This is a genomic window from Oceanobacillus sp. NCCP-135 (genome assembly GCF_059698015.1).
In genome coordinates, this window is sequence record NZ_BAAKSZ010000006.1 from 40,355 (window position 1) to 62,875 (window position 22,521).

General features: G+C 37.0%; 24 protein-coding genes. All 24 read right to left on the minus strand.

The window, feature by feature from the left end:
* Positions 1–284: 284 nt before the first annotated feature.
* On the minus strand, positions 285–1,748 hold the full coding sequence (locus AC6HVZ_RS06030; protein WP_497557248.1) for a S41 family peptidase: 1,464 nt from the start codon (positions 1,746–1,748) through the stop codon (positions 285–287).
* A gap of 206 nt (positions 1,749–1,954) precedes the next feature.
* Positions 1,955–3,358: a murein hydrolase activator EnvC family protein gene (locus tag AC6HVZ_RS06035; RefSeq protein ID WP_497557249.1), complete on the minus strand. Its 1,404-nt coding sequence runs from the start codon at positions 3,356–3,358 to the stop codon at positions 1,955–1,957.
* Positions 3,359–3,556: 198 nt separating this feature from the next.
* Positions 3,557–4,450, minus strand: coding sequence for a permease-like cell division protein FtsX (ftsX, locus tag AC6HVZ_RS06040; protein WP_497557250.1), 894 nt, complete (start codon positions 4,448–4,450; stop codon positions 3,557–3,559).
* Complete coding sequence (gene ftsE, locus AC6HVZ_RS06045; RefSeq protein WP_497557251.1) at positions 4,440–5,126, minus strand: cell division ATP-binding protein FtsE; 687 nt, start codon at positions 5,124–5,126, stop codon at positions 4,440–4,442. The genes ftsX and ftsE overlap by 11 nt, the downstream gene beginning before the upstream one ends.
* 643 nt (positions 5,127–5,769) lie before the next feature.
* Positions 5,770–6,132: a cytochrome c551 gene (cccB, locus tag AC6HVZ_RS06050; protein ID WP_497557252.1), complete on the minus strand. Its 363-nt coding sequence runs from the start codon at positions 6,130–6,132 to the stop codon at positions 5,770–5,772.
* A gap of 223 nt (positions 6,133–6,355) precedes the next feature.
* A protein-coding gene (gene prfB, locus AC6HVZ_RS06055; protein ID WP_497557354.1) for a peptide chain release factor 2 occupies positions 6,356–7,457 on the minus strand; the annotation gives its coding sequence in 2 pieces (ribosomal slippage) (positions 6,356–7,384 and positions 7,386–7,457; 1,101 coding nt in all).
* 61 nt (positions 7,458–7,518) lie between these two features.
* Positions 7,519–10,032 carry a preprotein translocase subunit SecA gene (secA, locus tag AC6HVZ_RS06060; RefSeq protein WP_497557253.1) on the minus strand — a complete coding sequence of 838 codons (2,514 nt, stop codon included), beginning with the start codon at positions 10,030–10,032 and terminating at the stop codon, positions 7,519–7,521.
* A 238-nt stretch (positions 10,033–10,270) separates the two neighbouring features.
* Positions 10,271–10,432, minus strand: a complete 162-nt coding sequence (locus AC6HVZ_RS06065) for a hypothetical protein (protein WP_497557254.1) — start codon at positions 10,430–10,432, stop codon at positions 10,271–10,273.
* Between the two features lie 400 nt (positions 10,433–10,832).
* Entirely contained in the window at positions 10,833–11,390 is a 558-nt protein-coding gene (gene hpf, locus AC6HVZ_RS06070; protein ID WP_497557255.1) for a ribosome hibernation-promoting factor, HPF/YfiA family, read from the minus strand.
* Positions 11,391–11,698: 308 nt separating this feature from the next.
* Positions 11,699–12,052: a flagellar protein FliT gene (locus AC6HVZ_RS06075; protein ID WP_497557256.1), complete on the minus strand. Its 354-nt coding sequence runs from the start codon at positions 12,050–12,052 to the stop codon at positions 11,699–11,701.
* Positions 12,052–12,453: a flagellar export chaperone FliS gene (gene fliS, locus AC6HVZ_RS06080; protein WP_497557257.1), complete on the minus strand. Its 402-nt coding sequence runs from the start codon at positions 12,451–12,453 to the stop codon at positions 12,052–12,054. Before fliS ends, AC6HVZ_RS06075 begins: the two co-directional genes overlap by 1 nt.
* A gap of 30 nt (positions 12,454–12,483) precedes the next feature.
* Complete coding sequence (locus tag AC6HVZ_RS06085; protein ID WP_497557258.1) at positions 12,484–13,971, minus strand: flagellar hook-associated protein 2; 1,488 nt, start codon at positions 13,969–13,971, stop codon at positions 12,484–12,486.
* A 14-nt stretch (positions 13,972–13,985) separates the two neighbouring features.
* Positions 13,986–14,351, minus strand: a complete 366-nt coding sequence (flaG, locus tag AC6HVZ_RS06090; RefSeq protein WP_497557259.1) for a flagellar protein FlaG — start codon at positions 14,349–14,351, stop codon at positions 13,986–13,988.
* 101 nt (positions 14,352–14,452) lie between these two features.
* The gene (gene csrA / locus AC6HVZ_RS06095) at positions 14,453–14,674 is read right to left on the minus strand and encodes a carbon storage regulator CsrA (RefSeq protein ID WP_497557260.1); all 222 of its coding nucleotides are present in this window, start codon (positions 14,672–14,674) and stop codon (positions 14,453–14,455) included.
* Positions 14,675–14,676: 2 nt separating this feature from the next.
* Positions 14,677–15,126, minus strand: a complete 450-nt coding sequence (fliW, locus tag AC6HVZ_RS06100; protein WP_497557261.1) for a flagellar assembly protein FliW — start codon at positions 15,124–15,126, stop codon at positions 14,677–14,679.
* 18 nt (positions 15,127–15,144) lie between these two features.
* Positions 15,145–15,708, minus strand: a complete 564-nt coding sequence (locus AC6HVZ_RS06105; protein ID WP_497557262.1) for a DUF6470 family protein — start codon at positions 15,706–15,708, stop codon at positions 15,145–15,147.
* Between the two features lie 75 nt (positions 15,709–15,783).
* The gene (flgL, locus tag AC6HVZ_RS06110; protein WP_497557263.1) at positions 15,784–16,647 is read right to left on the minus strand and encodes a flagellar hook-associated protein FlgL; all 864 of its coding nucleotides are present in this window, start codon (positions 16,645–16,647) and stop codon (positions 15,784–15,786) included.
* Positions 16,648–16,657: 10 nt separating this feature from the next.
* A complete protein-coding gene (gene flgK / locus AC6HVZ_RS06115) occupies positions 16,658–18,103 on the minus strand; it encodes a flagellar hook-associated protein FlgK (protein ID WP_497557264.1) in 1,446 nt (481 codons plus the stop codon).
* A gap of 24 nt (positions 18,104–18,127) precedes the next feature.
* Positions 18,128–18,622 carry a flagellar protein FlgN gene (locus AC6HVZ_RS06120; protein ID WP_497557265.1) on the minus strand — a complete coding sequence of 165 codons (495 nt, stop codon included), beginning with the start codon at positions 18,620–18,622 and terminating at the stop codon, positions 18,128–18,130.
* A 24-nt stretch (positions 18,623–18,646) separates the two neighbouring features.
* Positions 18,647–18,910: a flagellar biosynthesis anti-sigma factor FlgM gene (gene flgM / locus AC6HVZ_RS06125; RefSeq protein ID WP_497557266.1), complete on the minus strand. Its 264-nt coding sequence runs from the start codon at positions 18,908–18,910 to the stop codon at positions 18,647–18,649.
* Between the two features lie 92 nt (positions 18,911–19,002).
* On the minus strand, positions 19,003–19,422 hold the full coding sequence (locus AC6HVZ_RS06130) for a TIGR03826 family flagellar region protein (RefSeq protein ID WP_497557267.1): 420 nt from the start codon (positions 19,420–19,422) through the stop codon (positions 19,003–19,005).
* 45 nt (positions 19,423–19,467) lie between these two features.
* Positions 19,468–20,148, minus strand: coding sequence for a ComF family protein (locus AC6HVZ_RS06135; RefSeq protein ID WP_497557268.1), 681 nt, complete (start codon positions 20,146–20,148; stop codon positions 19,468–19,470).
* Complete coding sequence (locus tag AC6HVZ_RS06140; RefSeq protein ID WP_497557269.1) at positions 20,148–21,560, minus strand: ATP-dependent helicase ComFA; 1,413 nt, start codon at positions 21,558–21,560, stop codon at positions 20,148–20,150. Before AC6HVZ_RS06140 ends, AC6HVZ_RS06135 begins: the two co-directional genes overlap by 1 nt.
* 77 nt (positions 21,561–21,637) lie before the next feature.
* Entirely contained in the window at positions 21,638–22,480 is an 843-nt protein-coding gene (locus AC6HVZ_RS06145) for a DegV family protein (RefSeq protein ID WP_497557270.1), read from the minus strand.
* Between the last annotated feature and the right edge of the window lie 41 nt (positions 22,481–22,521).

The following is a 22,521-nucleotide window of genomic DNA, read 5'->3' on the forward strand; positions in this document are numbered from 1 at the left end:
CCTTATGGTATCTTCTATTCTACCGTTTGTACCTGATACGGGGCTTCGTTTTGGCGTAGAGCAGACTTTCTAATGGATAGTTGACCGTGATTTTGAGCTAATTTGTCCTTGAGAAGCATTCTATTGGACAGGTTGACCGTGGTTTTAAGCTGGTTTGTCCTTGAAAACACTATTGGATAGCTTCCACAGGTTTTCACCGTTTAGAGTTAAGAGAAAAATAAAAATACACACGGAAATTTCCATTATCCCGTGTGTATTTTTAATGCTGCCCTCTCTGAGATAGCTTATTTGTATATTTCCTCCAATGCTTTGTCCATCTGTTGGTCGTCTTCACCATTTCGAATTTTTTCAATGATTTTTGCTTCTATTAAGCCAGCGGTTTCTTCATCAACTTCACCAGTTGCATTCAAATCATTGTTCGATTGAAAATCTTTAACAGCTGCTTCTGTTTCTTCGCTGAAATACCCATCAGTACGACCAGTATCATAGCCTAGTCCACTTAACATTTCCTGAACATTACTGATTTTTTCATCTGACTGATCATAAGTTAAGGCTTCCTCTAGCTGAATTGGATTTGTATAAAAATAATCCTTTTGTGAAACTTCAACGGTAGGTTCAACCCCTTTTTCATGAATCCATTCCCCACTAGGTGAAAGCCATTTGTAAAATGTTAACTTAATTGTACTCCCATCTCCTAGTGGAACAGCTTGTTGTACAGTACCCTTTCCGAAGCTAGTATTCCCAACAATATCGTGCCCCAGTTCCTTCATAGCAACAGCAAGGATTTCTGAAGCAGAAGCACTTCCTTCATCGATAAGAACGCTTATAGGGTATTCCTTTTCTTCCTCAAGTTCTGAATAATAAGGTACCTTATCACCGTTTTGATCCTCTATTTGCATATAAGGTTTATCTTTTGGCACAAACATTTTTAAAATATCCTCGACCACGTTTAATAGTCCACCTGGATTACCACGGACGTCAATTACTAATCCTTCAATACCTTCCTTTTCCAACATCTTTAATTGTTCGTCAAATTCCTCTGCAGTGTGCTCTGAGAAATTGGTAACTTCCAGAATACCCGTTTTCTGTCCATTAACTGTTTCAAGGGTATTATAAACAGTTTCAACAGGGATGGTATCCCGTACAATTGTTACATCAAATGGATCTGAAACACCAGGGCGCTGTATTTCCAAAATTACCTCAGACCCTTTTTCACCCCGAATTTTAGCGACGGCCTCATTTAGATCCAATCCTTCCATGCTTTCATCATCAACCGTTAAAACCTGGTCATTTGGCCGAAGTCCTGCCTTTTCAGCAGGTGAATCCTTAATTGGCGAAACAATTGTTACCATTCCATTCACCATACTCACCTCAGCACCTATACCTTCAAAAGATGATTCAATTTGTTCATTAAATTGATCCATCATTTCGACATCCATATAAGTACTATAGGGGTCATCCAGTGTGGCCAGCATTCCTTCTATAGCGCCTTCTATTAATTGTTTATCCTCTGCGCCCTCCAAATAATTTTGTTTAATCAAACTAAATGCCTGAGCAACTTTATTTATATTTTCAGGTGGTTGCGCTTCTAGCTCATTTTCATTTGCTTTTTCTGTAACGGAGGCATTTTGCTGCTCTGTTTCAGTTTGATTCGGTTGTGCTAACTTGACACCACTATATGCACCAGCAAACCCCAACACAATTGCGGCAAGCAGCAGCAATATTATTTGTGACTTTTTAAGATTCATTTTTTCACCCCAAACTTATTTATTATGTCCATATGTAATATAGAAAAGCATATCATGTAATCCCATACTTGACGAAGATTTCATCTTTTCTATAGGTACATGTCTTTTTATTTGTACATAATATAAAAAGACATCACACACCGTAATGTGCGATGCCTTTTTATATTATAGTTTATACGACGTAATTACAATTAATTCCCTGCATTTTATCTTAAATACGAAATAGGGTTAACTGCATTTGCAGTACCATTCCAACCGCCTTTATGGATTTCAAAGTGTAAATGGTTTCCAGTTGAGCTTCCTGTAGTACCCATATACCCAATTAATTGTCCTTGTTTAACCGTTTGTCCTGGGCTTACAACACTATGTGTCATATGTGCATAATTCGTTGTATAATTAACACCATCGATATTATTTACAATCATGACATGGTTTCCATAAGAATTATGGAATTTTGCCTGCATTACCACACCTGTTCCTTTTCCAGAAGCGTAAATAGGTGTACCTGCAGCATTAGCAATATCTATCCCTCCATGGAAGTTTTGCGTTCCGCTAATTGGATGGGTTCTCCAACCAAAATTCGATGTTCTTGATCCACTTGCCGGCCAGATAAAGTCTCCGCTACCACTTATGTTACTCGGTGCGTTATCGTTTGTGTTTGGATTTGGATTTGTGTTTGTATTTGTATTTGGACTTAAACTTGAACTTTGCGCTTTTTTCTGTGCTGCTTCTCTCGCAGCCTTTTCTTTAGCCAATTTTTCTAAATTACCTTTTTCCTGCTGCGCTAATTCAATTGCTTTTTTATTAGCTTCTGTTTGAGCAGCTAGGATTTCTTTTTCTTCTTCTAATGTAACTTTATATTCTTCCAAATGTTGATGTTCTTCTTCTAATTGAGCCATTAATGTTTCTTTTTCAGCCATTTGCTTATCCAATTGACCTTTTAATGCGACTAGTTCTTTCTTTTGCCCCTCTAAGGCCACTTTTTGCTGTTCAACTTCATTTTTTTTAGATTCAACTTCAACTTTTTTTTCTTCTAATGCTTTTTTATCTGCAGCAAGTTCTTCCATAATTGTTTTATCCTGATCCATTATTGTATTTACTGCTGATGACCTGCTTATAAAATCACCAAAGCTTTGTGCACCAAAAATAACTTCCATATATTTCATATTTCCACCATTTTGCTGGATTGCACGAAGACGCTCTTTTAATAATGCTTCGCGTTTTTTTATCCGCTCTTTTAAAATTACTATTTCTTCCTTTAATTCTATGATTCTATGTTTCAATGCTTCAATTTGCTTATTTGTTTCAGCAATTTCATTTTCTTTCGTTTGAATATCGTTTTTTGTATTGTTTAGTTCTTGATCAATAGTATTGATTTCCTGTTTAACTGAATCTTGATTATCTAGATTTTTATCTATTTTATTTTCTGTATTCTGTTTATCACTATCGACATTTCCTTGTTGCTCCTCAAGACTGCCTTGCTCTTTTTCTAGTTGATTAATTTTTTCCTTTAAATTATCAATTGATTCTGCAGAAACAGCATTTAAATTTGCAGTACTTGCTGTTATGACCAATACTGTCGCAAATATGTATACGAAGACTTTCTTCATTCCGTTTTTCCCCTTCCCACAGTTAAATACTGATTTAACTTATTATCTATGTAAGCTTCAGCTTCACCATCGAGAGGACTCAAGGAGCCAAAGCGCTTTTTCTTGTTGTCTAGGAAATTATAAAATTTATACGCCGTGGATAACTGGATAGTCAAGAGGAACCTCATCCAGCACCAGCGTCCCGCATTTTTCTAGCTGCTAGACTTTCAGGAATTTCCGTACACTCATCACACTTCCCCAAATTCCAATGATGCCTCCAATTGCTAGAATCATAAGAGAAAGTAGCCATGCAAATGGACTAAATGGTAATAATTCCACAAATTTATAAGTAATTTGTTCGCTTAAATTATTTTCCAGGTAATAATAACCGACAAGAACTGCTGTAATTGGAATGATCGAACCTAATATGCCAAGAAGCATTCCTTCGATAAAAAATGGCCATCTAATAAATCCATTTGTTGCGCCAACAAGCTTCATGATGCCTATTTCTTTACTACGTGCCATGATGGTAATTTTTATCGTATTGGAAATAAGGAAAATTGCGGTAAATACCAATCCGACAATCAATACCAATCCGATAGTTCTCGCATATTCATTAAACTTAAATAAGCTCTCTACAACATTTTTACCAAAATCAACTTCCTGTACGCTGTCCATGGTTTCAATTTCACTAGCTATAGCATCTGTATCTGCAGGGTTTTGAGCTTTTACAATATAAGCATGATTTAAAGGATTATCCTGTTCAAATAACTGCCATGATTCACCCTCTTTACCCATGCTATCAATAAGACTTCCCAGCTCATCATCTTTGGAGGAGAAAACAACTGAATCTGTCCCTTTAATTTCTTTTATATTTTCACCAAGTGACGTAATTTGTTCTTCATCTGCCGTTAAATCAATTAATACTTTAATCTCTACATCTTCTTCAAGATTTGCTGCCATTTCATTCAGATTGAGCACTAATGCAAGAAACGCTGCCACTAAAATCAATGTTGTTGTTACCGCACCAACAGAAGCAACCGTCATCCAACCATTTCGGATAATATTTTTAAATCCTTCTCGTATATGGCGTGTAAATGTTCTAAATTTCATAGCCGTAATCACCCCGGTTTTGATCTCTAACAATTAAACCGTCTTCAATAGCAATAACCCGTTTCTTAATGGTGTTCACAATTTCTTTGCTATGTGTGGCCATGATAATTGTTGTTCCTCTTGCATTAATTTCTTCAAATACTTTCATTATTCCCCATGATGTTTCCGGATCTAAGTTTCCGGTAGGCTCGTCCGCAATTACAATTTTCGGATGATTAACGATGGCACGTGCAATGGATACACGCTGCTGCTCCCCACCTGATAATTCATCAGGAATAAATCGCGCTTTATTTTTTAAACCGACGAGTTCAAGGACTTCCATAACACGTTTGCGGATATTGCGAGGAGATTCTTCAATAACCTCTAAAGCAAAAGCAATATTTTCATAGACTGATAGTTTTGGCAGAAGTTTAAAATCCTGGAAAATGACGCCGATATCCCTTCTTAAAAAAGGAACCTTTCTTTCCTTTATTTCACTCATATCTATTTCATTTATAATGATGGTACCTTGTGTCGATTTTACTTCTCTGTATATCAATCTAACAAAAGTGGATTTACCTGCACCACTTGGACCAACAATATATACAAATTCACCCTGTTTAATATCAACATTAATACCATTCAGAGCCGTGACTCCATTGGCATATGTTTTATAGACATCTTTCATTAATATCATATATGTATCACCTTTACATTTTTTGAAGTTTATTCTAAGCTGTTGAATCTCTAATAAAGTAGTTATTAAATTTCAGTATTATATTTGCTAGGATATGTTCTTTTATTTAATTCTTATCTAGTATAACATTTTTCGGCACGATTTTTAGACATAAAATTATTACATTTATATTTCAAATAGTTACTTTGATGTAAAATTTGATGATTATTAGCTAATTACTAGGAATTTAGTCTTATTTTGCGCAAATTATTGTGCTCGGGAATTCTTGTGTTCATGATCTAAAGCTTAGAGGTGCCCATTTATCATCGTAGTTCTAGACGAAACATTATGGGAAATTAGGTATAGGATGTTCGACTATGATCGCCACTTTCTGGAAGTGCGCTAATTCTCGTTCCACCGAAATCCTTTAGTAGCAATGTCGAACTGACCCAGATCCTGTAGGCTTCGAGCGTAGGAAGTTGATGTTGGGTTAAATTAAGGAGGATTACGATAAGGATAATAGGGAAGGGGCGCAGGTGCTGAGCATGGCTAGTTCAGTTCATTCGTTATCCACCACCCATAAATTGGATCATTTCCTACACAATAAAAAAAGGTCTGATGAATGGAAATCTCCATTTAACCAGACCTTTTAAGTAAATTTTAGTTACTTCTGATCCGCCAACCAGTTTGCTAGTAAATCTACATCGTCACCAGTTGCCATTCCAGCAGGCATAGAGCCTTGTCCTTCTTCAATGATTGTAGCGATTTCTTCTGCAGAATGAGTAGAACCAACTTGAGTTAGATCTGGTCCTGCTCCGCCAGATAAATCTGCACCATGACAAGAAGCGCAATTAGCTTCAAATACTTCTTCAGCAGCAGCAGTATCTACAGTGCCGCCTTCAGAACCAGCGTCTTCTTCTGTGCCGTTATCTCCTGATGTATCATCAGATGCACCGTCATCCCCGCCGCCACATGCACCGAGCACTAGTGCTGAACCGAAAAGAACTGCGAATAACCATTTTTTCATAGCTTAAATCCCCCTTACAAATTTTTAATGTATAGGTTATCATAGTTTATTATAACCCTTTCACAAAAATTTAAAACCCTAAAGAAAATGTTACAATGCTATAATTTGATCTTAAATGCAATCAAATCAATCAATTTGGCAATTTGTGTCACTTTTATGAAATTATTTAAATCCCCTATAAATAAAGGGTTTATGTGATATTCATCACGAATTTTATACTTTTTTACTGAATTTGTGATCTTAAGTACGCATCAATAAACGGGTCGATTTCCCCATCCATAACACCTTGTGTATTCCCAATTTCAACATTGGTTCGATGATCTTTTACCATCGAATAGGGGTGAAACACGTAGGATCGAATTTGACTGCCCCAGCCAATTTCCTTTTGTTCACCTCTAATATCTGCGAGTTCCTGCTGCTGACGTTCAATTTCCATCTGATATAACTTGGATTTAAGCATTTTCATTGCTGCTTCCCGGTTTTTTATTTGTGATCTTTCATTTTGGCATGTAACAATAACATTTGTTGGTATATGTGTGATACGAACAGCAGAATCAGTTGTGTTTACATGTTGACCTCCTGCGCCACTAGCACGATACGTATCTACCTTAATATCGTCGCTTTTCACTTCAATATCTACATCATCTGACATTTCCGGCATAATTTCGCAGGATACAAATGAGGTATGGCGACGTCCTGATGAATCAAATGGTGATATTCGCACAAGACGATGAACCCCTTTTTCAGCCTTTAAATAGCCATACGCATTATGCCCTTTGATCATTAATGTAACACTTTTAACCCCCGCTTCATCACCAGGTAAATAATCCATTGTTTCCACTTTAAATTCTTTATTCTCAGCCCAACGCTGATACATGCGTAATAGCATACTAGCCCAGTCCTGAGATTCTGTACCACCAGCACCTGGATGAAGTTCCAAGATTGCATTATTTGCGTCATATGGAGCACTTAGCAGCATTTGTAATTCGAAATCATTAATATCTTTCATTAATGTGGTTGCTTCATTATTAAGTTCTTCAAATAATTCTTTATCATTCTCCTCTTTCACTAGCTCATACGAGACTTCTAAATCATCCAGGCGTTCTTCTATTTCTTCAAAACTATTCACATAGCTTTTTAATCCATTTACTTCATTGATAACGATTTGAGCCGCATCCTGGTCGTCCCAAAACACTGGATCTGTCATTTCAATTTCAAGTTCCTTGATTCTTTCCTTTTTATGGTCTAAGTCAAAGAGACCCCCTAAAGTCTTCAACTCGGGAAACCATCTTATCTAATTCATTTCTAATTTCTACTAATTCCATCTGCTTCACCTCTTTATATTTTTTGAATGAAAACACTCCCGCTTGCTGGGAGTGTTTATTCTTATCTTCCATGGCAATTTTTATATTTCTTTCCACTTCCACAAGGACAAGGATCATTTCGACCGATGTTCTGTGTTTTCACATATGGCTTACGAGTTTTCTTCTTTTCATCCTGTCCACCTGAAACTGCCTGTGTATTTTTCACTACTTCCTGACGTTGCAAATTATCCCGGATTTGTGCTTTCATTATATATTTTGCAACTTCTTCTTCAATATTTTCAATCATCACCTCAAACATTGCGAAGCCTTCTAATTGATACTCCCGTAACGGATCATTTTGCCCGTATGCTCTGAGATGAATACCTTGACGTAATTGATCCATTTGGTCAATATGATCCATCCATTTAGAATCTACCGTACGTAATAAGATTACTTTTTCAAATTCACGCATTTGTTCTGGTGTTAATTCATTTTCTTTTTCATCATATTTCGCACGTACTTTTTCCATAATGATTTCATTAATTTCTACAGGTTCTTTTCCATTAATATCGTTCTCACTAATATCTTCTGTATTTAGAAGACTTCCATGGACATATTCGATAATCGATTTGTAATCCCAATTTGCATCATCATCATCTTGTGTGTGTGTGTTAACAACACGATCAAGTGTCGACATTATCATTTTCTCAATGATTTCCCTGAGATCTGCATCAGAATCAATGACATCAAACCGTTGTTTGTAAATGATTTCCCGTTGTTCGCGAAGCACATCGTCATAAGAAAGAACGTTTTTACGTGCATCAAAATTATTACCCTCTACACGTTTTTGAGCTGATTCTACTGCTCTAGACACCATTTTACTTTCGATGGGCTGTGTATCATCCATGCCCAAACGTTCCATCATTGATTTTAAATTATCTGAACCAAAACGGCGCATTAATTCATCTTCCATTGATAAATAAAATTGTGACATTCCGGGATCTCCTTGACGACCCGAGCGTCCACGGAGCTGATTGTCAATCCTGCGTGATTCATGACGTTCTGTTCCGATAACTGCAAGACCACCAGCCTCGATAACACCCTCACCCAACTTGATATCTGTTCCACGTCCAGCCATATTCGTTGCAATGGTAACTGCACCTTTTTGTCCGGCATTTTCGATAATTTCAGCTTCTCTATAATGATTTTTAGCATTTAGCACATTATGTTTTACCCCAGCTTTTTTCAATAGCTGTGAAATTACTTCAGATGTCTCAACAGCAACCGTACCAACCAATACAGGCTGACCCGTCTGATAGCGTTCTTTAATATTATTCACAACTGCACGGAATTTCCCTTCCATTGATTTATAGATCAAATCTGCTCTGTCATCACGTACAATCGGTCTGTTTGTTGGGATGGCAATAACGTCCATATTATAAATATTTCTAAACTCTTCTTCCTCTGTTTTAGCAGTACCGGTCATACCAGCAAGTTTATTGTACATTCTAAAGAAGTTTTGGAATGTAATGGATGCTAATGTCATACTTTCATTTTGGATTTGCAGACCTTCTTTTGCTTCAATAGCTTGATGCAAGCCATCACTATATCGGCGTCCCTTCATTAAACGACCTGTAAACTGATCGACAATTACTACTTCCCCATCTTCAATTACATAATCATCATCAAGATGCATGGACACATGTGCTTTTAAAGCTTGGTTGATATGATGTGTCAATGAAACATGATCCAAATCAAATAAATTTTCAATGGAGAAATAGCTTTCTGCTTTATTAATTCCCTCTTCTGTCAGCTGTACACCTTTTGTTTTTTCATCATACGTGTAATTACCTTCGCCTTTAAGTGTTCCTACAAAAGCATTTGCCTGCTGATAAAGGGATGCTGACTTCTCTGCAGATCCCGAAATAATTAATGGTGTTCTTGCTTCATCAATTAAAATCGAATCAACCTCATCAATGATGGCAAAGTGTAATGGTCGCTGCACCATTTGTTCTTTGTAAAGTACCATATTATCTCTTAGGTAATCAAAACCGAATTCATTATTGGTACCATATGTTATGTCACTGTTATAGGCCTCTCTTTTTTCCTCTTTGGATAACCCATTACCATTTAAGCCCACCGTTAGTCCAAGAAAGTCATATAGAACACCCATTTCTTTCGCATCACGATCAGCGAGATATTCGTTCACCGTAATAATATGCACACCTTTACCGGAAATAGCATTTAAATAGGCGGGCATTGTGGAAGCTAATGTTTTACCTTCTCCTGTTTTCATTTCGGCAATATTACCTTCATGTAGAGCAACCGCACCTACCAGCTGTGTTGCAAACGGACGCATATCCAGTACTCTTCTGGCTGCTTCACGAGCAACAGCATATGCTTCGACCAACATATCATCAAGACTTTCACCGTTTTGATAGCGTTCCTTAAATTCTTCTGTTTTTTGTTGCAGTTTGGTATCAGACAACTTTTCCATTTCTGGTTCTATTGTCTCTATCTGATCGACCTTCTTTTGTATTTTATTTAGTTGTTTTTGATTTCCATCACCAAAAATCTTCTGTAATAATCTAGCCATCATTAACGCTCCTCAATATATTTCAGTAAATCATTTTATACTAGTCCACTACCCATAATAACACTATATAATCAAAGATGACAACTGGTTGAGTATGTTCATACATCTTAATTAAAAACGAAAAAAGAGCAGTTCGAGGATAAACTACTCTTCAAATTTGGGGGAAACTTGAGGATTCTTTGAATTTATTAAGACTCTTCAAGTGTGGGGATACATGATGAAGTTGGCGAACTTTATTTTATGTTAGTGAATATTTATTTTTGTTTTCGTATTTATTCGCAATTTCTGTTATCCTTCTGTTTGTCGCAGCTATTATTTCCACTAATTGAGTGATCGTATGTTCATGTTGCTGTACTTTTGCTTTTAAATCATTAAATGCAATCTGTTCATGTTCATTCATATGCTCACCTCCTAGGTCGATTGACTTAGTTATATCATGAAACTAGTAAAAAAAACCAATAGCCATTTTTCAATTTTAGGATCAAATTCGACAATTATTTGATATTAAATTATATATTTCGACATCATTTCAAGGAAATAATGATAAAACACCGCTATTCTATCGTTCCAAAATTTGATTTTGGTGTTTCGTTCGACGAATTTCGACAAATGATTTCCAAAACCGCACTGGATATGGGGTTGTCGCATATAGAAGGAGTTTATTTTGAGAGAACTTTTTAAGAAACGTAGATAATAGGGGATGGATTGTTTTGTGGATGACGATCCTTTTGGGGTAGAAGTTACTCCTAAACATTCAAAAAGGCGATCCCCCGAAGAGGTACCGCCTTATCATTTATTTATTAAGCATTTGGTTCAATTAAACCGTATTTCCCGTCTTTACGACGATAAACAACATTTGTGTCATTGGTTATGGCATTTGTGAAAACATAGAATGAATGGCCAAGCATGTCCATTTGTAATACAGCTTCTTCTGAATCCATTGGTTTTAAATTAAATCTTTTTGTACGAACAATTTCTAATTCATCTGAATCTTCTTCAACTGCCACATTGCTTGCTTCTTTTTCTAATTCAGCAAAAATATGCTTTGGAGAACCGTCCTGTCTAAACTTGCGATTTACCTTTGTTTTGTATTTACGAATTTGTCTTTCAAGTTTATCGACGACTAAATCGATGGCAGCATATAAATCGAGATGCTGTACTTCACCACGCAATAATAGATTTGTCATTGGGATAGTAACTTCAATTCTCTGCTCATCATTATAGACACTTAAATTTACATGTACATCGGAAGTTGGCGGTGTATCAAAGTATCTTTCCAGTTTACTAATCTTCTTCTCTACGTAATCTCGTATTGCTCCAGTCACCTCAATATTTTCGCCACGAATGTTAAATTTCATATAAGTGTCCTCCTTTCATCCTTTGAATATATTATACTACGTTTCCCACAAGATTTCCTGCTTAAACCTGTTTAAAAAGCGTTTATTTCTCATGTTTTTTAAGCAAACGCTTGTAAACACTGACTTAGAGCACTTTACAGTAGCTTAATATTTTTTCAAAAAATTAAAATAAAATCGCCCCTCTAATTTCAGGAGCGATTTTATCACGCATTAACGGGCTGTAATACCCCCACCTCCAAGCGTGAGAAATCCCAAAACGTGAAGGTGAAGGAGAAAGGGAAACCCCCACTGAATGAAGTTTCACTTTATTACTTCTTTCTATCCAAATACATCCCATCCATTGTCTGGATATTTTCATATGGGTTGGAATAGGTTCGATTGGATTTTTTTTGCTTCTTTACTTGCTTCATTTCTGACTTTAGTTCATCAAACAATTGCTGCATCTTTTCTTGAATCTCATTATTTAATTGAACTATTTTTTTGCCAAGCTGCTTTTCACTTTCTGTGTATGGTGCGGTTATCGTCTCTAAATGGATGCCTCTTTTATCAATCAGTTCATTTATCTGTTCAATTACCATTTCACGATTATTCTCCGTAATACTCTGATCCAATACGCTATTTAACTGGATGCTGATCTCATATAGTCCCTGTAATCGATTCATTATACTTCAGCACCCTGTGCAAATTGTTTTTGTCTCGTTTTTAAAATAACCTGTTTCCATGTATCTCTAAATTCCGTAATGAATCCCAACGCTTCTGCAAGCCTGGAAGCATCATTCTTCACATTTCCTTCTTTAAGCTGATGTAGCGTATATTCATATAACGGCAAGATCTGTTTGGATATTTCTACTTCCGGATCCAGTGTTATCATTAATTCCTGAATAATATTTTGTGCCTTCTGGATGTTAGTATTTTTCGCTTCATAATTATTTGCTTCCATATCTTTAATTGCCTTTTTAATAAATTTAATACTGCCATTGTATAACATTAATGTTAATTCTCCACCTGAAGCAGTATTTACAGCATTATTTTGATAAACCTGGTGCTGCTTGTTAAGTGACATAATTTGAATTCACTCCTTTATATCTAACTGTTACATTCCTCCACCAAACTGGGACATCAGTTGTGCGGATTGCATATTCATTCGCGAGATTGCCGACTCCATTGCAGTAAATTGGCTCCAATAACGGTTTTCTCTTAATACTAATCGATCCTCAAATGCGGAAATCCGTTCATTTAAATCCTTCATTCGTTTTCCTAATGTATAATTTTCAAGTGTAGTATGTGTATCCTTTCCGGCACGTTCACTGATTTGATTGATCGTGGTTTCAAGTGAATCCTCAAGACGATTTACAAGGCCTCGAGCGTCACCTTCTTCACTATTGGAAAATAACTTCTGAACACTTGCCGGATTATCCCGAAGCGCCTCCCGTAAGTCATTTTCATTCACAACAAGTTTTCCGCCATCCATATAATCCTTGGATGTTTCAATCCCAATCTGTGTTAACGAAGTAAATGTTCCACCTGTGTCCACACTGGAATACCAGCTTTGACGCATGGAAAATAGTCCACTCGATAATGCAGACTCTCCCCTTAGAAGACCGCTTTTTGCTCGCTCTTCCCAAAGCTCGATTTCATCCTCGGACATATCCTTCTTCTGTTCATCCGTTAATGGTGGATAATCCCGATACTTTTCCTCACGTTGGGATTTATTTAATGTTTCAACCACTTCATTGTATTTGTCGACGAACTTCATAATGGATTCAAAGGCAGATTCGACGTCGTTGTTAACGGTTAAAACAGCATTCCCATCCGTTTCGTTTTTAAATTCAAAAGTTATCCCATTTAGCTGGTAGGAGTTTGTTTTTGATTCCATCACGAGCCCGCTATTATTATATTCAAACTGTGCATTTGTTCCGCCTTTTTCATTTTGCGTATTCAGCTTTAATACATTAGTGAAAAATGAATTATCCTCGAATTGGATTTCCGCACCACTTTCATTATAATTACCTGTTCTCGTTGTCTCCATAATCACCTTATTGGATTGTGCATCATAAAAAGCTCGGACATTATTATCTTCAGAGGTAATACGTTTGAGCACATCATTAAGCTTATCGCCGTCTTCTACAACTATCTCATGCGTAACTTTCTCGCCTTTATCATCATATGTTGAAAATTTGATTGTACCAGGTTCTATCCCTTGATCCTTTAATGATTTTGTCAAATCAATATCTGCTTCTGTAATTTCTCCACCTACATTTATCGCAGAGGTAGCTAACCTATTTACTTTAATAGCATAAGACCCATTCGAAGCACTTGAAGTGCCTGTCGCCGTAACAGCACTTTCCTGTGAAGAACTAACCGTTTTCGAATTATACGTATGACTTAATTTCATGTTTAGTATCATATTATCTAATTCTGATAGTTTTTTATTCACATCACGAAATGCATCTCGTTTCCACTCAAGCATTGTTTTGTCCTGCTGCATCTTATCAAGTGGAATTCGTTCAGCAGTCATTAATTTATTTACAATCGAATCAATATCCATCCCTGTTGCCAGGCCGCCAACTCGCATTACCATTATCTTCCACTCCCTTAAATTTTCTCATCAACCATAATTCCCATTAATTCCGCCATATCTGCATACATGTCAAGAAACTTTTTTGGAGGAATTTCTTTAATAACCTCATCTGTAAAAGGATTCACTACTGTTACATAATACTCATTCAGTTTTTCATGGTATTGAAATTTCAGATTTGTACGTAATGGCTCCATCATTTCATTTAGCTTGGAGATTACCGAATCAACTTTATCCTTGTTTATGACAATCTCTTTATGTAAAGCAAACTTATTCTCATTTTCTGCTTGTCCAGCGGATTTAACGATAGCTGTTGTCATTTGTTTGTTATGCTCACCATATAGCAGAGGCTGTGATTGATTCATCACTTTTTCTAATCGCATTTCTCATGCAACTCCTCAAAAGCCTATTATTTTCTATTTATATCGGTTTAAAAGGCAAATTATTAAGGGTTTCTGATAAATAATATGAAAAAGACATTTTTCTATGAATTTTCTTTTAAAAGCTCCACTAAATCCAAAGAGACATTTGCTGCTGCATTATTTTGTTCCTGAATATCCAAATAAACTTCTTTCCGATGAATATCCACCGATTTTGGTGCATCTATCCCCATTTTTATTTGATCCCCTTCAATGGCAAGGATTTTAATTTCAATATCATCACCTATTTGGATTGCTTCATTTCGTTTTCTTGTTAAAACAAGCATACTTATTCTCCTTTCACTTTCTCAGGAGTTTCTTGAGTAATAGGAGCTTTCGTTGGATAATCATCTATGTTTAAAATATATTGTTTTCCAAGCTTGCGATTAGGATTAATAATGATTGGTGCTTTCAAGTTTAATGTACTTGCTTGAAATGGATTTTTTAATGTAACAATTGTCAGTACTGTAACATCTTTCTCATTTCTAATTGCCAGGCTTTCCATTAGATTATTATCAAGATCAAAGGAATAATCATGATAAATATGATACGGATTTGTAACAATAAATGCAGTATCGGCCGAAGAAACCGATTGTAATATCTGAAAAACTGGATTGTCCGGCAAATCTAATAAAACAAATGCTGTCTCATTAATAAAACCTGGAAGTCCTGCTGGAAACTGAACTATTTTAGATTCATTAATTTCTATGTTACCTAAATATTTTGTTTGAATGTTCATGTTAGGTTGTCATCCTTTCTAACCATATAAGTTTACATAATCAATTTCTACATTTTGATATTGTTGTATGCTGATATCAACCGAACCTTGTTTATAAATGTGCTCCGGCTTACGAATGGTTGCTTCAATAATAGGTTTATTTGTTTGCACATCTATTTGCACCTCTGACGGCTGATAGCTCGTCTTAACAGCAAAGTGAGATGGGATAAATTTTATTCCGAGTGACTTCATTGCATCATACCCATTCGCAATTGCTTGGGATGCTATTGGATTCCCTTTATTCTCTATCTTCATCAGTTCACTGCCCTGCTGTGCACGTCTCGCCATTCCTTGCTGCAATTCTTGTAAACCAACACGGGCAAATTGGTCATTCCTTTTCATAATATGCATCAGATTCATATCTTCCCAGGCTTTCGTTTGGTCAATTTGAAGTTTAGATGGAGTTGTGGTCATTGATATTTTCACTTTTGGCTGTTGAATAGATAGTTCCGCTTTCGGCTGCTGAATCTCTTGTTTTCCTGCTATTTGTTGAATTTGAATTTTTGCCATTTGTGACTCTAATCTTATTTGAGGTAAACGCATATCATTCCCCCCAGGAAGTAATAAAACCCCGAACCCTCTATGGGTCAGGGTTAGATTATTGATTTAGTTCTAATTTTATCGTAAAAAATCTACCAGTGATGGCTGTATAATTCTAGATCCTGCAGACAAGGATGCACGCAGCAGACTTTCCTGTGTTATTAATTCTGTAATTGCTTTAGCGTAATCGACATCTTCATTTTTCGACAGCATACTTGTAGCAATAACCTCTTGCTCATCCAAGCGATTTTCAATTAGTTCCAAGCGATTCATACGTGCACCTAGGTCAGCACGGGCGTTAATGATTTTATTAATTCCCTTATCAAGGTCTGAAATACTTTCTGAAATATCACCATCCCCCTCTAAAGCACGCTCCAGTTTTTTAATATTCGCTAACGTATCCTTAAATACTTCTTGTCCATTAACATTTGCTATTAACTTTGTACCATTAGATACTTCTATCCTGACCTCTGATTCATCGCCGATAAACATCGCATCACCATCAAACCGAGGAGGTTCATCTGTATTTGTACCGTTAAAGATATATTTACCATTTACTTCTGTTTGGACAATGTCCTTTATATGGTTTCTTAGTTCTTCTACTTCCTCTCTAATACTATCAAGCTCTTGGTCATCATTTGTCCCATTGCTTGCCTTTACAGCCAGTTCCCGCAACCTTTGCATCGCCTGTGTTGCCTTATCAAGTGCTGCATCGGAATTATCCATCCAGTTATGCACTTCATTTGTATTTCGCTTATATTGCTCAATTTCCGTTACTTGAGTGCGATAGTTCATGCCCTTCATGGCGATCACCGGATCATCAGAAGGTCGGTTGATTTTCTTACCCGTATGTAATTGATCCATTAGCTTACCCATTTCCGAGTAACTATTCGATAAATTCCGCAGCATATTATTCGAGAGCATTCCCTGTGTAATTCGCATGACTATTTCCCTACCTTCCTACTAATCCCATACTATTGATAATTCTATCAATCATCTCATCAATCGTAGTCATACTTCTGGCAGCAGCATTATATGCATGCTGAAACTTAATCATATTCGACATTTCCTCATCTAAGGAAACAGAACTTACAGACATCCGCTGGTTTTCCACCTGAGAACGGAGAATCATTGTATTGTCAGCCATCCGATTTGCTTGTTGTGCTTCAACACCCAGTTCACCAATAATAGATTGAAAATATCCCTTGATAGATTTATCACCTAATCCAATATTATCATCTTCAAACAAATCAGCTAGTTCTGAAGCAATTTCACCGTCATTATTACCTTCTCCTGAACTTGCCCTAATTTGTTGAGCACTTTCTAAGCCAACAGTGATGTTATCAGCGGTTATCTCTACCGCTTCATCACCACTTCCAAAGAAAGCAGGATAGTTGAATTCACCATTGTCATCTTCTTCACCCTGATGGATCTTATTAAAGGCAGTCGCAAATTGTTTTGCCATCTCGTTTAATTGATCAATCATGTTTGGATACGTATCTTCGTAGGATTCCACTAGCCCCTGTAGAGAACCACTTGATTCTGCTATATCATGTAAGGTTATAGTATTTTCATCCTCTTCATTACCTTCTATAATTGTTTTAAAGCTTCCCTCAAGTCCATCGACCAATTTTATTGATTCACCATTACTACCCAAAACTTCAATCGTTGCCAAACCATCCGCAATTTTCAATGAACTATCACTACTGCTATCTTTTGTAACTTTTATATTAACTATCTTTGATAATTCATCCATTAACCGATCACGTTCATCATATAAATCATTCGCCAGAAACCCGTGTGGTTCCACTTGTTTTACCTGCTCATTAATATTATGTATTTGCTCAATTAATGAATTTGCATCCTTAACTGTTGTATCAATCTGGGTTTTTAAATCCCTTTGAATCGAATGCAATGATTTTGATAAGTAATTAAAGGTATCCGCTACTGCTTGACCCCTTTGAAAAACAACTGATCTCACCCCAGAATCTTTTTCCGGATTAGCAGCAAGATCCTGAAGTGATTGCCAAAACTGATCCATCGTTTTCGACAATCCACTTTCTGAAGGCTCATTCATTACGTTTTCCATACGGCTTAATGCATCCGCTTTTGTCTCCCAATAACCTGATTTACTGTTTTCCCCGCGAAATTGAATGTCTAAAAACTCATTCCGGATTCGCTGAACAGAACCTGCTTCCACTCCTGTGCCCATCTGTCCAGGAATTTGCGGACGATTGCGGGAGCCTGCAGGATAAGGATTCATTGTTTCAAAATTTACCCGCTGTCTGGAATACCCATCCGTATTAGCATTTGAAATATTATGTCCGGTTGTATATAGCGCTGATTGCTGCGCAAAAAGGGCTTGTTTAGCCATTTCCAATCCGTGAAATGTACTCATGTGTATACTCCTCGTATAGTGTATTTAAGCTTTAGAATCAAATACAGACCGTTTATTTACATCTGATTCTGATCCTTGTTTACTTCCATAATTCATATTTTTAATCGTTGGATTCATCATATCAAGTGAAAGCTGTACAAATTGCATGGACTGATTAATCAACGCCTGATTTAACTGCTCCTGCTGCTTCAGTTTAGTAATGCTTTGAGTTAATTTAATCGTTATATTTCCGAGTGTTTCTTTTTCCTGTTCATTGGTGATGAGTTCCAGTATATTGGTAACTGTTCTATCCTTTGTTGGTAATTGCTTGTTTGTAAACCATTCTTCCACGTCTGCCTGACGCTTTACCTCAGCCTGCTCTACCATTGTTAAGGCTTTCCGCTCTTTTACAAGTACAGCCTGCAGCTTATCAATGGAGCCATCTTTAATCATCTCTGTTTTTTCCTGTGATATTTCCAGTAGGATCCTATGCAGCTTAACCAGCTTCTCAAGGGACTGAATGATTGTGTTTACGGACAAAATAATGTCCTCCTTTTCACTTGCTTACTTTTTCGACCAAAAATCGATCATTTTCTGTGCTGTTTTTTCATGATTAATTTTATATTCTCCGGAATCAACTGCATGTTTGATTTCCTGGACATATGCTGTTCGCTTTGCGCTCGGTTTTTCCGTTTCCTGTAGTTGCTTTGCCTGACTGGATATCTCAATTTGATCCTGTTTATTCGTCTCTTTTTTATAGTCCATTTGTTTTTGTATATGATTTTTATATGGATGGAAGTTCGTTTGATTCGGACCATTAATTTTCATCGTGCATCACCTCTTTCATGTAGGCTATTTATCGACCAATTCACTCACTTGTTATTATTATCGGCATGAACTGGATCCATTTAAAGTATCAATTATTTATTCTCGAAGTTATAATAAATACTTGATGTTTTCTTCTTATTTGTTACATTTGCTTCAGACTTTTTTTCGATTTCTTCATATTTCTCTAAATCATTACGCATTTCCTTCATGCAACTTTCACATAGTTTACTTGTAACGATCGGCGTTCCACATCGTTCACATGGATAAGCTAGCTTGGGAAACTGTGAAGTACGTAATCGATTTTCCTTAATAAATTTGATGATTAGTGCTTCTTCCACACCAGTGGCTTTAGCGATTTCCGCCATTGTTGCTTCCCTATTTTTTTTCTCTCGTAAAAATCGATAAACGATATCAAAGGCTTTTTCTTCTTCTTTATAACAATTTTGACAGATGTCACGAACGCCTTTTGCGAAAACTGCGTTACAACGAGAGCAATTTGCCAGTTCTGCCATCGAACATTCCCTCATTTCTCTAATCATTATAGCACAATTAAACCCCTATCCCCGAATCAATGTATATGCATAAACATCAGGGCATCCATGATCCTTCAAAAGCCCAGCAGCATGGCGCAGAGTTGTACCTGTTGTATATATATCATCGACCAGAATGACGGGATTGTTAATACTCTCAAGTAACGAAAATGGATTTTCTGTGAATATTCTTTCGTGGCGGGTTTTCTTCGATTGTTTTTCCCCATGGATCCTTGTGAGAATTGGTTTATTTTTCAGTGGTAAAAAATCAGCAAGCATCTGGGCCTGATTAAAACCACGCTCTGTTAGCCTTTCTTCACTTAAAGGGATCGGTACAATCAGTGCATCTTTTTTGAGGAAAGAAAATTTTTCCGTAAATAATTGGCTAAAATATGCTTTAAACATATTTCCCATATAATAATCTCCGCGGTATTTCCATTTAGCGATCAAATCCTGCATAAAAGAATTATAGGTGAATACGGAATAATTAAAGGCAATGGCGTCTTTGTCTCCTTGAGAATTCCACCATTCACAATCAGAACAGATAACACTTTCTGCCTGACGACTGCAACGGCTGCATCTGTTCCCCGATAACAGTTCCAGTTCAGACTCGCATTCTGTACAGATGTTTTTCGGCATTGCTAATAAAAATAGATTTTCCCAGGTGATTTCAACAGTTATTTGCCTTTCGCACCATAAACAATCCATTAATTGAAACCTCCCCTTTTGTTCATTCGTTTTATTGAATCAATAGCTTCAACCATTGCTTCTGTTTTCCCGTCATGAAAAAATAGCACCTCACCTGTGGGGTCATCTGGACTTCTGCCAGCCCTTCCGGAAATTTGTACGAGTGCCGCCCCATCAAATACCAGATGTCCTGCATCCATAATTGCAACATCAACGGACGGGAAGGTAACACCACGTTCCAATATGGTTGTTGTAATTATTACCGTTAATTCCTTCCTCCTGAATTGCTGTACTTTATCCGCTCGATCAGGATCTGACGCATGAACGGCAGTCAATTTATCTTTAGACTCTAGCACCCCTTCTTTTTCCAATAGATCTGTGAAATTATCTTTCATTTTCTCTGCCAATAGAATGGTAGGAACAAAAATCAATAGTTGGCGTGTTGGATTCTTTCTATTTTTCACCCATTTCAGAAAGGAAGATGGAGGCATATATTTCTGTAAATCCTTTTTTAGTGAAAATACCATTTTCATTTTTGGAACTGGTAAAGGATGACCGTGAAATCGAACTGGGACAAATATGTGTGGGAGCTTTTTTCGTATCATCTGTATTTGTTGATTTTTCCGAGGGGTAGCTGTTAGATAAATCGTTGTATTGGAAGATGCTTTTGCTCGGTTTGCAGCAAAAGGCAAGGAGGCATCTGCATGAAAGGGAAATGCATCAATTTCATCGATAATTAGTACATCAAATGCAGCTTTGTATCGTAGTAGTTGGTGTGTTGTAGCTAGAATTAACTGAGCAGTACCGTCCTTCTCTTTACTTCCACCATACAATCCTTGCACATCCACTTCTGCAAACGCTTGTTGAATTCGTGGTAGGAGTTCCCGTACCACATCTGCACGTGGGGTAGCCAGGCATATACGTTTTCCAAGTCGAAGCGCTTCTGTTATCCCCGGAAAAAGCATTTCTGTTTTTCCAGCTCCGCAAACTGCCCAAACAAGTAACTCATTTTCATGATGGTTGATTGCAGTGACAATTCGATCAGCCGCTTGTTGCTGCATATTTGTAAGTTCTCCATCCCAGGAACAGGGATTTTCATACTGTGGCCACTCAGGAGCTTCTTTGTTCCAATAATACAGCGGTTCACATTCCATGATCCGCCCCATCTTGATACATTTTCTGCAGTATAGATGTGTTTTCTTGCAGGACTGACAGGGTAGCTTCGCAAAAAGGGATCGTTTTTCATTTCCACAACGCTGACATTCATAGCTGAAATTTCTTCTTTTAATGGATTTGATGGGTGTGAAGGCATTTGCGGAAAGTAATTGATTAAAGATAGATTCCTCTAGAGGAATTTCACTTCGTAGTAATAGTTTTCCAGAAAATCGAATCGATAATTGTTGGATGCTGAGGTCAGGTGGTGCATGATGCAAAGACATTACCTCCTTTAAAGTTTGATGAAAACTGTCAACCATTAGGGGCTGACAGTATCTAATTCAATATAAAATAGTTATTTCACATACCAGCCTACACCAATTGCTCCCTCGCCCACATGGGTACCAATAACAGGACCAAAATAACTGATCATCGTATCAGCTGATGGGTATTTCTTCGCAAACTCATCACGAAGCTGTTTTGCAGTCTCTTCGTCATTTGCATGAATAAATACGACCTTCAGATCATTTCCTTTACTAGCATCCTCTTCAAGCATGCCAATGATCCGATTTAGCGCTTTTTTACGTGTCCGGATTTTTTCAAATGGAACAATGACTTTATCAACAAAATGTAGTACTGGCTTTACCTGTAATAGACTGCCTACTAATGCCTGGGCACCGTTTAGGCGACCTCCAAGGTGCAGGTTGGTAAGATCATCTACCATGAAATAGGCGCGAATGGTAGTTTTCATTTGATTGAGGCGTTCGATTATTTCTTCAGCTGACTTATTTTCCTTTGCCATGTCAGCTGCCTCCAGCGCATAGAAACCTTGGGCCATTGCACTGAGCTCAGAGTCGTACGCATAGACATCGATCCCATCTACCATTTCTCCAGCACTTACTACCGTTTGATAGGTGCCACTTATTCCGCTCGAAAGATGAATCGAAACTACCGCATCATAGTTTTTAGCTAATTCCTCCAGCCTTTTTGTAACATAGCCAATCGAAGGCTGCGATGTTTTCGGCAAACGTTTTGTTTCTCTAATTTTATCGTAAAATTCCTCGGTTGTAATATCTATCTCCTCTTGATAGGTATTATCTTCAAAAACGACACTTAATGGGACCATATGAATATTATGTGCATCACGTACATCTACCGGGATATACGCCGTGCTGTCCGTCATTACAGCAACCTTCATTTTAAATCTTCTCCTCTACTACACTATCTATTATTGAAGTA

Bases quoted from the DNA above. Each gene is read 5' to 3' on its own strand.
- AC6HVZ_RS06030 (WP_497557248.1), bottom strand. From the start codon at position 1,748: ATGAATCTTAAAAAGTCACAAATAATATTGCTGCTGCTTGCCGCAATT.
- flgM (WP_497557266.1), bottom strand. From the start codon at position 18,910: ATGAAAATTAATGGTCCGAATCAAACGAACTTCCATCCATATAAAAAT.
- AC6HVZ_RS06145 (WP_497557270.1), bottom strand. From the start codon at position 22,480: ATGAAGGTTGCTGTAATGACGGACAGCACGGCGTATATCCCGGTAGAT.
- AC6HVZ_RS06075 (WP_497557256.1), bottom strand. From the start codon at position 12,052: ATGAATCGATTACAGGGACTATATGAGATCAGCATCCAGTTAAATAGC.
- csrA (WP_497557260.1), bottom strand. From the start codon at position 14,674: ATGCTTGTTTTAACAAGAAAACGAAATGAAGCAATCCAAATAGGTGAT.
- fliW (WP_497557261.1), bottom strand. From the start codon at position 15,126: ATGAACATTCAAACAAAATATTTAGGTAACATAGAAATTAATGAATCT.
- cccB (WP_497557252.1), bottom strand. From the start codon at position 6,132: ATGAAAAAATGGTTATTCGCAGTTCTTTTCGGTTCAGCACTAGTGCTC.
- AC6HVZ_RS06130 (WP_497557267.1), bottom strand. From the start codon at position 19,422: ATGGCAGAACTGGCAAATTGCTCTCGTTGTAACGCAGTTTTCGCAAAA.
- flgK (WP_497557264.1), bottom strand. From the start codon at position 18,103: ATGAGTACATTTCACGGATTGGAAATGGCTAAACAAGCCCTTTTTGCG.
- fliS (WP_497557257.1), bottom strand. From the start codon at position 12,453: ATGTCACTTAACAAGCAGCACCAGGTTTATCAAAATAATGCTGTAAAT.
- flaG (WP_497557259.1), bottom strand. From the start codon at position 14,351: ATGCGATTAGAAAAAGTGATGAATCAATCACAGCCTCTGCTATATGGT.
- AC6HVZ_RS06105 (WP_497557262.1), bottom strand. From the start codon at position 15,708: ATGCGTTTACCTCAAATAAGATTAGAGTCACAAATGGCAAAAATTCAA.
- flgL (WP_497557263.1), bottom strand. From the start codon at position 16,647: ATGCGAATTACACAGGGAATGCTCTCGAATAATATGCTGCGGAATTTA.
- AC6HVZ_RS06065 (WP_497557254.1), bottom strand. From the start codon at position 10,432: ATGAATGAACATGAACAGATTGCATTTAATGATTTAAAAGCAAAAGTA.
- AC6HVZ_RS06035 (WP_497557249.1), bottom strand. From the start codon at position 3,358: ATGAAGAAAGTCTTCGTATACATATTTGCGACAGTATTGGTCATAACA.
- ftsE (WP_497557251.1), bottom strand. From the start codon at position 5,126: ATGATATTAATGAAAGATGTCTATAAAACATATGCCAATGGAGTCACG.
- hpf (WP_497557255.1), bottom strand. From the start codon at position 11,390: ATGAAATTTAACATTCGTGGCGAAAATATTGAGGTGACTGGAGCAATA.
- AC6HVZ_RS06135 (WP_497557268.1), bottom strand. From the start codon at position 20,148: ATGGATTGTTTATGGTGCGAAAGGCAAATAACTGTTGAAATCACCTGG.
- AC6HVZ_RS06085 (WP_497557258.1), bottom strand. From the start codon at position 13,971: ATGGTAATGCGAGTTGGCGGCCTGGCAACAGGGATGGATATTGATTCG.
- secA (WP_497557253.1), bottom strand. From the start codon at position 10,032: ATGGCTAGATTATTACAGAAGATTTTTGGTGATGGAAATCAAAAACAA.
- ftsX (WP_497557250.1), bottom strand. From the start codon at position 4,450: ATGAAATTTAGAACATTTACACGCCATATACGAGAAGGATTTAAAAAT.